Source organism: Bacillus sp. FSL W8-0920, from assembly GCF_038593215.1.
Taxonomy (GTDB): domain Bacteria; phylum Bacillota; class Bacilli; order Bacillales; family Bacillaceae; genus Bacillus; species Bacillus pumilus.
Map to the genome: position 1 here is coordinate 3,264,150 of NZ_CP151974.1, position 13,549 is coordinate 3,277,698.

Below are 13,549 nucleotides of genomic sequence, written 5' to 3' on the forward strand. Positions count from 1 at the left end.
AATTATTTCCGTTTATCGTAATATACGCCGTCACTCGTCATAGGCTGGTATGGATTTTGATAATTCAGCTGTTTCGTTTTCTTTTTTTGAATGGCTTGAATATCTGCTTTGATCCCATTTTGGATCACAGTTAATTGCTTCGCCATCTGTTGATCTATTTGGATGATTTCTTTGATTTTTTCTTTTTCTTGATCCGTCAGCTCATGCTGAATATCTCTCATTAATTCGTCTCTCTCAATTAAAAAGGCATCAAAGTCTTCAACCAAGGTGTCACTTTGCGGATTTGCCGTTATTTCGGCTGCCATTTTTAATGTTTGGTCATGCAGCTGGTCCACAATACTCATAGAGATCCCCCGATAGAGTGGTGACGCCCTTTTCGATCGGTTTGAATAACTTCCTTCCACGCATCACGAAAATCAGTTACGTATTGCTCTACTTCATTCAACATCTCTTCGTCATTTTGAAGATTGGCTTCAATCAGTCTGCGATAAATGTAATCATACATACTTGCCATACTATTTGATACGTCATAAGAACGATTTAAGGTGACATTTAATTCTTGAATGATGTTTTGAGCCTTTTTCAGGTTCACATTTCTCGTTTCTGCATCCTCTTTTTGAATGGCATACTTCGCGAGTCTAATGAATTTTAAGCAGCCTTCATAAAGCATAAGCGTCAACTCGGCAGGTGTTGCAGTCTCAATAGAATTTTTCTGATAGGCGGCATAAGGGTTCTGAATTGCCATATGTTATAAACCTCCAATTATTGTCCAAGCAGTTGAGAAAGATAGCCAGATTGGTTGTTTAGCTTTTGAATCGCGCTATCCATGGCGCTAAACTTTTTGTAGTAGCGGGTTTCCACCATTTTTAAACGATCTTGGAATGTATCCATTCGTTTTGTTAAAGAATCAAGGTCCTTACCAAGTCCGTATTCCTTTAATTCCATCGTTGTGCTTCCCGCCTTTGTTTGAATGCTCTTCGTGAAGGCAGTTAAGGAATTTTTGACACGATAAATGATTCCTTGTTCTTGATATTGCTGTTGTGCTTTGTCTTTATCTTTTGAATCCACATTTAAACTACCCGAGATGAACATTTGTCTGACTTTCTCCGGGTCTTCTTCAATGGCTTTTCTTAATTTCTCTACTCCATTAAGATCCTTACTAAATTCCAGCTTTCCACCATCTTTATACTTGGATGATGTCTCAATACCAATTTGTGTGAGCTGAATTTTATTCGCATCACTTGTCGTAATATTAGCATATAAATCACTTCTTATTTTAGAGGCACCAGATCGTAAAATGGAATCACTTCTCAGCAAGCCAGACTTCGCGGTCGTTTCCCATAGCTCTATTTCTTTTTCAGACATCCCTTTTTTCTCTTCAGCCGTTAATGGTTGATAGTCTCTGTTTTTCTTTTCATTGACTTTACCATTAATTTGCTCAACGAGCTCATTGTATTTATCAACAAATTGTTTAATTTTATCAAAGATTGCATCCACATCTGTTGAAACGTTTAAGCTAACAGGCTTATCGGTTGTCCCTTTAAGCTCGTACGTAATACCAGCCTGCTCAAATATATTGTTGTTATTTTCCATTTTTAGGCCATTAATCTCGTATTGCGCTTTTTGTCCTTGAGTGGTCGCAACTAATTTGTTATCTCCATCCACTTGGAAGCCTAATTGAGTGAAGAATGAAGCTGAATTACCATCAGCTGCTTTAATGCTGACACCTTCACCTGTTGTCCGAGAAGTAAGAGCGATTGTATCCACGTAGTTCGTTCCATCAAAGATCTGTCCTTTGTAAGCTGTCACACCTAATTGCGAGTTGTTCAGCTTTTTCACGATGTCATCAATTGTATCGGTATCAGCAGTATTGATCGTCACCGTTTTCGGTTTTGTCGAATCTGGTGTCGTCACCTCGAATGTAAACGTGCCATTTGCAGGTGTAAAACCAGAAGTACCAGACGATTTGAAGACAGAAGCTGTCGCTAGTTGGGTGACATTGATTGAGCCAGAGGCAGCATTTGTTGATCCAGTTGCTGTGACAGCAGATTCATTTGAGCTTGTCACTTTTTTGGCGCCATATGTAGTTGGACGCGTTAAGTTTAAACTATTGATCAAATCATCTAATTCTTTAATCTTCGAATTGACCTCGCGATAGCTGTCTCTTTGCCATTCAAGTGTTTGTTTCTGGCGTGTCATTTTATCAAGTGGTGCTTGCTCAGTTTTCATTAGCTTTGATACGATTTCATCAATATCAAACACATTTGAAAATCCAGTAATTCGATTGACCATTTTTTATGTTCTCCCTTCACTTACATTCTTTTATCTACAAATAAACCGACAATTTCTGTCATTGCCGCATAGAAATCAAGCCATTCCTTGGAAGGAATCTCTCTAATGACTTCTTCTGTTTGGTTATCTACGACTTTGACATAATATTCATTGAGTTTTTCATGTAATTCAAATTGCAGATGAAATTGAGTGGGTTCAATCAGCTTGTTTGCGCCTTGAAGCGTTTTTTCAATTTCTTCTTTTGAAACGACCTTGCCATTTGCTTGTAAATCAGAGTTTGCATTGTCATTCTGGTTATTAGAAACACGGGTTTGAAATGCATCGATAATTGGCTCTAGCGATGTCAACTTACCAACAGACATAGTTATTCAGCTCCTGTGCTTTAATCTACCTTTTATATCGGCTTGGAATTTTCAAATTAAATATAGATGGACCGATTTGTTAAAGTTTCATATAGATGGTGAACATCCACACAGAAACGTGGAGAAGGATAGCTGAATCAGATAAAAAAATCCTCACTTTTTTTGTGAGGATAATTGAGAGAGGAGATCTACGGATAAACTCGCAGCACGACTGTTCTCTTCTTGAATAGACAGGTACACTTCTTTCCTGTGAATATCAATGTGCTTAGGAGCTTCAATCCCGATTTTCACTTGATCGCCTTCGATCGAAATAATCTTGACTTCAATATCATCGCCAATTTGAATCGACTGGTTTAATTTACGCGAGAGAACTAACATGAGGATGCCACCTCTAACAAATGTTTTGTATGATAGGCTGAATCATGCAAAATCACCTGCTTGGCTTTCATGTTTTTCCGGTTCACAATAATAGGCGCTCTTAAATTGGCTGTCGTTTTTTCAATAGAAGATTCCATTGTTAAAATCACCATAACTTCCACATCATTGGCATCTTCTACTTCTAGAATATCTACGACCGTTTCGTCTAGATCGAATTCATATTGATTAAAGAATAAAAACGGACTGCTGACAATAAAGCCTAACTCTGCATTTTTCAATGATTGAAGAACTAAAAATGGAGACTCTTCTGATAAAGGTAAAATGACAAACTGTTTTTGATCCAGAAATCCTGGTATTCCATTAGAGAAGTTGATGATTTGCTCCTCTTTGATTGTCACTTCACCATGGTATTTTGTTTGAATGATCATAATTCACGACCTTTTTCATTTTTCTTAACTATACCTTATCACCATTTTGGCCCGTTTCGTCAACTTCTATTTTTAAATCTGGGTATTGTAACATATCAATATTGACCTTACCTGGCTGATAGTTAACGATTGGTTTATGAGGCGTTGCCTCTATAATAGCTTTTTGAGGCTCCACTTCAATTTGAAGCTCAGATGGCTGATAGTGAATTTTCACACTAAAGAATGAAGGGATCACACCAATATTGAATTGTTTGGCTGGAGGAGTGCCATTGATTTTGGCAAACTCGGCAATTGCATTCCCACCATTCTCGATCTTGATGAGTTCACTGCCTTCTTCCGCTCTTCGGCCCATTCCCTCTCCAACAGCACGTTTCCCCTCAGCTGCCCATTCTTCAGAACGCCTAAAAATTGACTTGATATCCATATCGGCAAATGCTTCGGTTTGATCTATTGTTAATTTTGACGGTGTCCTTGTCATATTCATGACGGCTCTGGGCTGCTGAATCTCAAGGTCTGCTCTTGGCTGCTCTACTTCTTGCCGAGAAGGAGTTGTCGACATTTGCAGCTTTGCATAGGTTTGTTGCATTAACAATCTAGGGATTTGCATAAAGGTACACCTCCATGATGCAAAAAAGCACCCAACGGATGCTTTTTATTATCTTAAGAAATCGACAAGGGATGGCTGAATAACTTTAGCCGTCGTTGCTAAAGCAGCTCTATTCACAACCTCTTGTTGAAGAAGATCAATAATTGCTTTTTCACTTTCTACATCTTCATTATCTGATTTGGCATTTTTCAGTACTTCGAATTGTGAAGTCAAGCGACTGCCTACTAAGTCAACACGATTTGAACGGGCTCCTAAGTCCGAGCGCTCAGCACTCATCACTTCTTTAAACTGATCGATACTTCCTAACGCATCATCAGAATTTGCGAACGTTCCATTTTTCAATGAGTTTTCTAAATCCGTCAGCATTTCAATGACATTTTGACCGCTGGCAGACTGTCCACCAAACGCTGAAATTGGATTTGAGTTCACATTTAAAGTGATACCATCAGAAATGTTCGACTTAACAGAATTTGCATCTGTATAGTTTTCAAAGTTAAACGTAAACGTACCATCTGCGTTCTCAACAACTGGTTTGACATTTGTATTTGTTCCATTAAATACGAACTTGCCTAACATCTGAGTGTTCATCGCGTCAATGATTTGTTTCTTCATCTGACCAATTTCCACGCCGACAGCTGCTAAATCTTCTGGCTGCTTTGTTCCATTAGCCGCATCAAGCACTTTATCTCGTACATTTGACATAATATCAATGATTTCAGTGACACTTGTTTCAGATGTATCAATCCAGTTCTGTGCTTCATTTAAGTTTTTTTGATATTGATCATTTCGAAACATTGCTGTGCTATATTGAAGGCTTTTTACTGCTGCAACGGGATCATCAGACGTTTTTGTGAAACGTCTCCCTGTTTGTGCTTGCTCATTTATTTTAGAAAGTTTTTCATAACTTTTACTAATATTACGAAGTGAGTTTTGAGAAATCATACCTTGTGTGACTCGCATCAGTTATACCTACCTTCCTACGACACCCATGCCGTTTATTACTTTATCCAATATTTCATCTTGTAATGTCACAACTCTCGCAGCTGCATTATATGCATGCTGAAATTGGATCATATTCGTCATTTCTTCATCAATGGAAACAGCACTCGTTGACATTCTACGCTCATTGGCTGAATTGACAAGAGCGGCTGAACTGCTTTCTAGCGTTATGTTCTTTTTCCCTTGAATCCCCATCTCAGCAATGACATTTTGGTAGTAATCCTGGATCGTCGTTGTATTGCCGCCGATTGGTACCTTTAAGTCTTGAATACCAGCTAATTTCGTAGCATTCGAACCGTCACCTTTTGTTTGATTGAGAGATGCTGCAATATTATCTGTTGATGCTAAAATAACATCACTCACTTTGATACGAGCAGCTAAACCTTTATTCAGATCATTATTATTCTCGATATCAAAAAAGTCTTGTCCACTTGTGCCATTTAATGTGTAACCCTGCTTATGCACATCATTAAATGTATCCATGAAGACTTGTGCTACTTCATCAAGCTCTGCAAGCATGTCTGGATACATGCCTTTTTCAGCACCATTTGACATGTAGCCATAAGCCTCAACAAGTGCTTTTACTTTACCATTCACTTGAAGCTGATCTGCTGCAATGGTTGTTGTTCCGAATTGAAGTGAGTTAACAAGTCCCGTTGTATTATCATACGAGATTTGCAGTTCAGATTTTTCGTTCGTAATGCCATTCAAAATCGTTCCAGCAGATTGTCCATTTGCACCGATAATGTCGATGTTGACAGTTCCTTCTGCAATTTTGAGTGCATTTCCGCCAGATGGATTGTAGCTCACTTTAATATCAACAAGTGAAGATAATTGATCTACCAACGCATCACGCGTATCATATAGATCATTTGGAAGATATCCGTTTGGCTCAACTGCTGCAATCTGTTTGTTCACTTCATCTATTTGAGATAAAATCGTGTTCACATTTTTGGCTGTTGAATCGAGTTCTGTTTTTAAATTCTTTTGTATCGTTGTTAAAGAAGAATTAAGTAGACGGAATTGATCTACTAAAGCCTGTGCACTGGTTTTAACAACTGTACGCGCAGACGCTGTATCAGCATTTTTGGTTTCGGATAGGACCTGCAATGATTTCCAAAGGTTATCAAAAGCTCTGTTTAAGCCTTCATCCGTCAAATCATTCATGACTCCCTCCATTTGCGAAAGGGCATCAGATTTTGTTGAGTAGTAGGACAAGTTATTGTTATGATCTCTGAATTGCAGATCTAAAAAGCTGTCTCGAATTCTTTCAACGGTTCCAACTTGAACTCCTGTCCCCATTTGGCCATACGTCTTGCCGTCATAAACTGAAATGACTGGATAAGGATTATCTGCTTTAAAGGTAACTCTTTGTCTTGAGTAGCCATCTGTATTTGCATTGGAGACGTTGTTTGATGTGACATAAAGCCCTGCACGCTGGGCTGTGATTCCTCTTTTTGCCGTTTCTAGTCCCATGAATGTAGAACCCATTGGTATCCTCCTTGTTTACGCCTTTGAATCAAACAAAGCCCTCTGCTGTTTAGGCTTTGAACTCTCAAGACCATTTTGTCCGTAATTCATATTTTCTTTATTAGGGTTAACGAGATCGAATGTCAGTGAAATAAATTGAAGCGACTGCTGAATGAGCTGTTTGTTCAGTTCATTTACATCTTTCAGTTCCACCATGATGTCTTTTAATTTGTCATATAACGAAATGAGCTCTTCTTGATCCGAACCCTCAGCCTTTTCGATACACGCGGTGATGGTTGGCGGTTCATCATTTTGTAAAAATTGAACTGTCGCTTCAATTCTTTTTTCTTCTAATTGAGAAATGGCCTGAATATATTTTTGCTCTAAATTCAGAACCTCTGAAAGAGCATCAATCTCATTACTTTTCAGCATTTCTGTTTTATCTTTCGACAGCTTCAAAAGCTGTTCATGCAATCCATAGAGACGATGCAGCTCTTCAATGATTATTTTAACTGACATTCACGCTACTCCCTTTTGTTATTGTTGTTTATAAAAATTCAGCATTTTATCAGCAATGCCCTTTGTATCTACTTGATATGTTCCAGCTTCAATGCTTTTTTTAATTTGGTCTATTTTATCTTGGCGTTCTTTCATGATATTCGGCACCTTTTGCATTTCGATTGCCTTTTTAGAAATTTCGACTTTATCAGTTGATTTTGCTTGATTTGATTGCAACGTTTGTTTCTCATATGTTTTCTTGTAAGGATTTACTGGTTGTGTTCCATATCGATTAATTTTCACGGGATTCCTCTCGCTTTCCGTTACAGTCTGTCTTGATTCTATCCATTTTATCGACCAAACTGCAACTTAGTTTAGGGAATCAATCGTTTTTAGGATTAATGGCATAATAGGTGTCTTTTTTCCTAGATTCAATCTCCCTTTTACGCTCTTCTTCTTGGTTCATTTGACTCATTTGCGACTGAATGTCCTGTTCACATTGACTGCACAGCTTGTTTTTTCTGATCGGTTGGCCACATCTTTCACAAGGATAGTTGATATTCGGAAATTGGCTAATTTGAAGTCTTTTCAAACGGATAAATTTCAAGATTAATTCTTCATCAACTTCTGTTGCATCTACTATTTCAGCAATGGTTGATTGTCTATTACTTTGCTTTCGCAAGAATTTATAAACGATATCAAAAGAACGTTCTTCTTCTTCAAAGCATTTGTTACAAACCGTTTGGATGGTCGTTTTTAAAAACAGCTGATTACATTGCGGGCAGTTTGCCAATTGATTCATAACCAAAACCCCTTACGTTATTTTCTCTTCTTATTATCGGTTAATTATCCTGAATTTTAACTACGGATCAACGTAAAAGAGGAAACACTTTTGGCACCTGCTTCTTTTAAAATTCTCGCCGCATCATAAATGGTGGCCCCTGTTGTATAAATGTCGTCAATTAAGATAACATCCCTTTGAACGATCGCATCTGTCTGCTTGATTTGAAACATTCCTTTTTGATATAAACGTTCATTTTTCTTTTTCTTGGACTGTTTGCTTTGATGTATTTTCACAAGCGGCTGAAGGATCGGCTCACCAATCAAGGAAGCTAGTATGACGGACTGATTAAACCCTCTTTCCTTTAGTCTTTCTTTACTTAAAGGAATCGGGATCAGGACAGGTTCTTTCATTGAAAAAGAGCGCTTAAATACTGCTCGGACATCTTGTTTAAAAAGCTCAGCTAAAGCTGTATCACCTCGAAATTTAAAGCGGGAAAGGACATCTTTCATCAAATCGTTGTAAGCATAGACAGACCTATTTTTCACAAGTACTGTAGTAGAATCAGGGCGTTCTTTCCACATGGAACAGTCTTGACATAATTGATCGTTCGACTGTGCTCTCCCGCAGGCTGGACAAATCGGGCGTTGAATTTTTTCTAGGTGATGCTTACATGCTATACATAGACGATCATCATTTAATAGAAGTAATGATTTCCATGTAAAAGAAGCGACAAAATGCCCCTCACAAATGAGGCAGATCAATTGTTATCCTTATTTATTGGCAGACGATTTTCGCATCTTGGAAATGTGGAGACCTTTGAAGCGGCTTCTGTCAGAATGACCAGCATGGCCGTATTCTTCTGTTTGTCCACCATCTCAGATTTACTGTAAGATATTTTATTGATATCTGTTATATACTGAGGCTTCACTTGATTTAGTGAAATCGCTAATACATCTTCTATACACTTTTCACAGTGACAAATCATGTTTAATTGGTTGAGATATTGATAGAGGATTTCCTTGAGTAGTGTTTCTTTTGCATTGAGTAGCATATTTGTCTCTCCTGCCATTTGTGTATTGTGAATATAACTGTACCATGAAATTTAGTTGAACCTACATTATTTTTCGGAGAACTCTTTTTCAGCTGTATCATTCATTTTTACAATATGCTTCTTTGCTTGCTTCATACTTCTCGTTAAACCAAAATGAAAAAAGAAAACATCTCCTTTAAAAAAATCGGGATGTCTACCTGCTCTACCAGAAATCTGAACAAGTGCACTTTCTGTAAAGATAGTAGATTCTGCACCTAGTACCCCCACTTGCACATTTGAAATGGTTACACCTCTTTCTAGAATTGTGGTTGTAACTAGTACATCGTATTTGTAATCTCTGAATTGCTGGACCTTTTGTTTCCTATCTGGATCATCAGCAGACACCCCTTCTACATTTAAATGGTGCTTTCTAAGAACCTTCGTTACCTTCTTCATAGTAGAAATAGAAGGAACAAAAAGTAAAACCCTTCTCTTTTTTGTAATATGTTTCTGCATCCAATTCATTACTTTAGGTGGGAGCTGATTCTTTTTTAATTTCTTCTTCCAATGTCCAATCCATTGAAAGGATGGGACCGGTAAAGGTTGTTGGTGAAAGCGCAGAGGAATTTTTATGGCTTCTAGTTGTCCACGAGATACATCTCTTATCATTTTCTTAGACGGCGTCGCACTTAAATAAACCCTAACCCCTTTCTTTCTCATTGCCTTTAAAACAGCAAATTGGAGACGTCCATCGATTGAATAAGGGAAGGCGTCGACTTCATCTATAATGAGCACATCAAATGCATGTTTATATCTCATCAACTGGTGAGTTGTAGCGATTACTAACTTTTCTATTTGGAACCTTTGAGGACTTCCTCCATAAAGAACAGCTATTTTCATTCCTTGAAAAGCTTTTTTAAGCCGCGGCTCTAGTTCAAGGACAACATCAGTTCTAGGTGTCGCAATGCAGACACTCATTCCTTGATGTAAGGCATATTCTATTCCGTGAAAAAGCACCTCTGTTTTCCCTGCCCCGCAAACTGCCCAGATGAGTAGATCAGATTTGTTTTTTATCGCTTCGATCAATTTCTCTGACGCTCTTTTTTGTCCTTTCGACAGGTTTCCCTGCCATGTTAATTCCGAGTGACATGCTTCTTCCATTTGTGGACCCGTCCATTCATAAAGAAAGCCACATTCCGTTGTTTTCCCCATCATGATGCATGATCTACAATACACACAATCTTTTTGACACTTGTCACACGAAGAGTGGGCAAAGTACCGATTTTTTGATACACCACATCTGCAGCAAATAAGACCATTTGCTTTCCTCTCAATAGCAGGTGTTCGGATAACTAACCCCTTCTCCTCCAGCCAATCCAAATCAGACTGTGAGCATCTTGTTTCAGCAGTAAGCAGGTGGCGTGACTGCAGGTGCTTCCTTAGTTCCATTGCTTTGTCCATGTTCAATTTCAACAAACACCTTTCAACTGATGTTTGCCTATTATGCGCAAAGACATGACCTTTCGTCCAACAGCTAAAAAAGAAAAACAAAACCCCTTTTCTAAGAGAAAAGAGGTTTTTAGGATTTATCTAATCAGCCAGCCAAGAGCTAAAGAGCCTTCGCCTAGATGAGTGCCGATTACAGCACCAAAATAACTTTTATAAAATTCAACATGAGGATATTTTTCTGATAAGTGCGCAATCAAATCGTCTACTTCTTCTTCTCTATTACCATGTATCACTGTTGCTCTCATCGGGACACCACGCGATGCATCTTCATCAAATAGTTCAAACATACGTGAAATGGCTTTTTTCCGTGTACGAATCTTCTCAAAAGGGACAATTAGCTTGTTGTCAAAATGCAGTATAGGCTTTACCTTTAAGAGGCTCCCAATAAAAGCCTGAGCACCATTTAATCTGCCGCCTCTTTGTAAATGAGTTAAATCGTCTACCATAAAATAAGCTCTCTGATTCTCTTTCAGGTAATTGAGATGGGCTAACACTTCTTCTGGAGAAGCACCAGCTTGGATTTTCTCAGCAGCTTCTATCACATAAAAACCTTGTGCCATACAGCTAGTTTCTGTATCAAACGGGTAAATGTCAATTCCGTCAACTAGGTCATTTGCTGAGGCTGCACTATTATATGTTCCACTAATTCCGCTAGAAAGGTGAATACTAATCACGGCATCATATGTTTCACTTAGTTTTTCATATAATTCTATTAGTTCACCGAAAGCAGGCTGAGAGGTGGTTGGAAGGTCTTTATGCTTTTTGACTTCTTCATAATATGTCTTCCAATCCATTTCTATTTCTTCACGGTATGATTCATTGCCAAAGATGACATTCAGAGGGATCATATGAATATGATGTTTATCACGCAGCTCTTGTGGTATATAAGCAGTACTGTCTGTTACAACGGCTATTTTCATTCTTAAATACCTTCCTTATCCGTTAAGTTGCTCTTTTTTATTTTCAAAGAATGATCATTGTTATTCATTAGATTTATAATAGTAATCAAAAAAGCCTGCCTAATCAATAGGCAAGCCCGTTATATCCGAAAAAGACTCCTTATCTACCCATCATTTCTCTCAAATTAACATGTGAGAGAATCAAAAACAGGCGAAAAAGGAGTACTTGTCCGGAATATTATCTCATTTCTACCCAGCCGTTCTTAATTGCTACAACAACAGCTTGTGTACGGTCGTTTACATTCATTTTTTGTAAAATGTTACTCACGTGGTTTTTGACTGTTTTCTCACTAATAAAGAGCGACTCACCAATTCCTCTATTGCTCTTTCCGTCAGCTAACATTTGAAGTACTTCGCACTCACGTCTTGTTAAGATATGAAGTGGTCTGCGAATTTCAGGATATACTTCATGCTGTGGATGTGCTGAAACGCCACTAGTCGCTAGGCGTCGGAATTCATTTACTAAGTTATGAGTAACTTTCGGATGTAAATAAGATCCTCCGTCAGCTACGACTTTCACTGCTTCAATGAGCGTGTCTGCATCCATTTCTTTTAACAGGTAGCCTCTTGCTCCTGTTTTCAATGCATGTGTCACATAGTTTTCATCATCATGAATAGATAGAATAATGACTTTTGATTCGGGATAAAGCTCAACTAGCTGCTTTGTAGCCTCTACACCATTTACATTCGGCATATTAATGTCCATAATGACAACATCCGGATGATAGTGTTCTACGATACGTGCAGCTTCGTCTCCGTCGTCTCCTTCTGCAACTACTTCAAAAGTAGGTTCAAAATCTAAAATCCGTTTGACACCTTCACGGAATAATTGGTGATCATCAATAATTACAATATTTACTTTAGTCACAAGCTACGCCTCCCCATGTTTATTGTTCTACACCTGAACTTTATGGTCAATATGTCTTTTGTCTCTATTTTACAATTTTATTTTGCAATGTTAATGGCACGCGAATCATGATGAATGTCCCTAGACCTATTTTTGAGTCTATGGTCATTTTACCTTCCAGTAAGTCTACGCGTTCTTTCATGCCAAGTAAACCGAAGGATTTGTTTTTGTTTGTTTTCACATCTTTCATATCAAAGCCTTTTCCATCGTCTTTGATAATTAACGTAACAAAGTCTTTCGTGACTTCTACTTTTACAGAGATTTCTTCAGCTTCGGAATGCTTTAGTGAATTTGTGACAGCTTCTTGGGCTAGTCTAAACAGTGCCACTTCAAATTGAGAAGCAATTCTTTCGCTTTCTGTATCCCCTAGGCATTGGAACGTGATCTTGGTTTTTCCATCATACTCTTCGATTGTGTTTAAATATTTTCTTAGCGTCGGAATGAGACCCAAATCATCTAAAGCCATTGGTCTTAAATCATAAATGATTCTTCTCACTTCGTACAGAGCATTTCGCACATTCTGTCTGAGACTTCTAATTTCTTTAAAGCCTTCTTCTGTCCCACGGTCTCTGAAAATACGTTCAATTAATTCGGAACGCATCATTACGTTTGCCAGCATTTGGGCCGGACCGTCGTGAATTTCACGGGATACCCTTTTGCGTTCTTCTTCTTGGGCTTCAATAATTCTAAGTCCAAAATCTTGTTTTGCTTGAGCATCTTCAAGTAACACGCCAACTTGACGTAAGTCCTGATTGAGATAGTTGAGAACAACTGTGATCTGACTCACAAGCGTTTCAGAGCGTTCAATGACGTCTTGTAGGCTTAACAATCGTCTTTCCAGATCGTCTCTTCTTTCTCTCAGCTGCTTTTCGCGCTGCTGGATCATAGTGAGTTCCACTTGCAGATTATGTGCTTTTTCGTAGGCCTCCCGTATTTCTTCTTCGCTAAATTTGTTGAAGTTTCTGCTGACCTCAGATAAGCGATTTCTAGCATGTCTCGTATGGACTTCTAGTTTATCCCCAAAATCAATTACTTCGTTTACTTGCTGCTTGATTTGCTTCAGCTCTTCTACAAGGCTTTCATATTGTTGACGGGACTGTTCGCCTATCCTAAATACTTCGTCCTTGCTGCCATCAACTGTACTAAGCATTTTCATGATGATTGAATCCAATAATTTCGGATCCATTTTAGGTGTTGTCATGGCTTTTCCCTCCCGTAACAGTGATGTCATCTTTTTTTATTATAAATGTCATTGATCTGCATTTTATGTCGAATTATAATGAAAGAATGCGTATAAATCATGAAGTTTTTATGACGACCCTTTTT

The 13,549-nt window shown here is 38.2% G+C and carries 18 protein-coding genes; all 18 read right to left on the minus strand.

Features of this window, described 5'->3' with window-relative positions; all coding sequences use genetic code 11:
• Positions 1–2: 2 nt before the first annotated feature.
• On the minus strand, positions 3–344 hold the full coding sequence (gene fliT / locus NSS78_RS16825; protein ID WP_212045586.1) for a flagella biosynthesis regulatory protein FliT: 342 nt from the start codon (positions 342–344) through the stop codon (positions 3–5).
• Positions 341–745: a flagellar export chaperone FliS gene (fliS, locus tag NSS78_RS16830; RefSeq protein ID WP_003212886.1), complete on the minus strand. Its 405-nt coding sequence runs from the start codon at positions 743–745 to the stop codon at positions 341–343. The genes fliT and fliS overlap by 4 nt, the downstream gene beginning before the upstream one ends.
• 17 nt (positions 746–762) lie before the next feature.
• Positions 763–2,292 (minus strand): flagellar hook-associated protein 2, encoded by a 1,530-nt coding sequence (locus NSS78_RS16835; protein WP_212045587.1) that lies wholly within the window; start codon positions 2,290–2,292, stop codon positions 763–765.
• A gap of 20 nt (positions 2,293–2,312) precedes the next feature.
• Positions 2,313–2,654 carry a flagellar protein FlaG gene (gene flaG / locus NSS78_RS16840; protein WP_003213002.1) on the minus strand — a complete coding sequence of 114 codons (342 nt, stop codon included), beginning with the start codon at positions 2,652–2,654 and terminating at the stop codon, positions 2,313–2,315.
• 153 nt (positions 2,655–2,807) lie between these two features.
• A complete protein-coding gene (gene csrA, locus NSS78_RS16845) occupies positions 2,808–3,032 on the minus strand; it encodes a carbon storage regulator CsrA (protein ID WP_003212955.1) in 225 nt (74 codons plus the stop codon).
• Complete coding sequence (gene fliW, locus NSS78_RS16850; protein ID WP_044139341.1) at positions 3,026–3,460, minus strand: flagellar assembly protein FliW; 435 nt, start codon at positions 3,458–3,460, stop codon at positions 3,026–3,028. The genes csrA and fliW overlap by 7 nt, the downstream gene beginning before the upstream one ends.
• A gap of 28 nt (positions 3,461–3,488) precedes the next feature.
• Positions 3,489–4,067 carry a DUF6470 family protein gene (locus NSS78_RS16855; protein WP_003213106.1) on the minus strand — a complete coding sequence of 193 codons (579 nt, stop codon included), beginning with the start codon at positions 4,065–4,067 and terminating at the stop codon, positions 3,489–3,491.
• Between the two features lie 48 nt (positions 4,068–4,115).
• Positions 4,116–5,027 carry a flagellar hook-associated protein FlgL gene (flgL, locus tag NSS78_RS16860; RefSeq protein WP_137054345.1) on the minus strand — a complete coding sequence of 304 codons (912 nt, stop codon included), beginning with the start codon at positions 5,025–5,027 and terminating at the stop codon, positions 4,116–4,118.
• Between the two features lie 9 nt (positions 5,028–5,036).
• Positions 5,037–6,557, minus strand: coding sequence for a flagellar hook-associated protein FlgK (gene flgK / locus NSS78_RS16865; RefSeq protein ID WP_003213544.1), 1,521 nt, complete (start codon positions 6,555–6,557; stop codon positions 5,037–5,039).
• Between the two features lie 15 nt (positions 6,558–6,572).
• Positions 6,573–7,055, minus strand: coding sequence for a flagellar protein FlgN (locus NSS78_RS16870; protein WP_050944342.1), 483 nt, complete (start codon positions 7,053–7,055; stop codon positions 6,573–6,575).
• An 18-nt stretch (positions 7,056–7,073) separates the two neighbouring features.
• On the minus strand, positions 7,074–7,337 hold the full coding sequence (gene flgM, locus NSS78_RS16875; RefSeq protein ID WP_003213252.1) for a flagellar biosynthesis anti-sigma factor FlgM: 264 nt from the start codon (positions 7,335–7,337) through the stop codon (positions 7,074–7,076).
• A 79-nt stretch (positions 7,338–7,416) separates the two neighbouring features.
• The gene (locus NSS78_RS16880) at positions 7,417–7,836 is read right to left on the minus strand and encodes a TIGR03826 family flagellar region protein (protein ID WP_003212865.1); all 420 of its coding nucleotides are present in this window, start codon (positions 7,834–7,836) and stop codon (positions 7,417–7,419) included.
• A 56-nt stretch (positions 7,837–7,892) separates the two neighbouring features.
• Complete coding sequence (locus tag NSS78_RS16885) at positions 7,893–8,579, minus strand: ComF family protein (RefSeq protein ID WP_212045588.1); 687 nt, start codon at positions 8,577–8,579, stop codon at positions 7,893–7,895.
• The gene (locus tag NSS78_RS16890; protein WP_050944343.1) at positions 8,576–8,869 is read right to left on the minus strand and encodes a competence protein ComFB; all 294 of its coding nucleotides are present in this window, start codon (positions 8,867–8,869) and stop codon (positions 8,576–8,578) included. The genes NSS78_RS16885 and NSS78_RS16890 overlap by 4 nt, the downstream gene beginning before the upstream one ends.
• Positions 8,870–8,935: 66 nt before the next feature.
• Entirely contained in the window at positions 8,936–10,063 is a 1,128-nt protein-coding gene (locus NSS78_RS16895) for a DEAD/DEAH box helicase (RefSeq protein ID WP_335353006.1), read from the minus strand.
• 371 nt (positions 10,064–10,434) lie between these two features.
• Positions 10,435–11,277 carry a DegV family protein gene (locus tag NSS78_RS16900; RefSeq protein WP_003213402.1) on the minus strand — a complete coding sequence of 281 codons (843 nt, stop codon included), beginning with the start codon at positions 11,275–11,277 and terminating at the stop codon, positions 10,435–10,437.
• Positions 11,278–11,494: 217 nt separating this feature from the next.
• Positions 11,495–12,184, minus strand: coding sequence for a two-component system response regulator DegU (gene degU / locus NSS78_RS16905; RefSeq protein ID WP_008348273.1), 690 nt, complete (start codon positions 12,182–12,184; stop codon positions 11,495–11,497).
• Between the two features lie 64 nt (positions 12,185–12,248).
• Positions 12,249–13,424, minus strand: coding sequence for a sensor histidine kinase (locus NSS78_RS16910; RefSeq protein WP_003213166.1), 1,176 nt, complete (start codon positions 13,422–13,424; stop codon positions 12,249–12,251).
• Positions 13,425–13,549 lie beyond the last annotated feature (125 nt).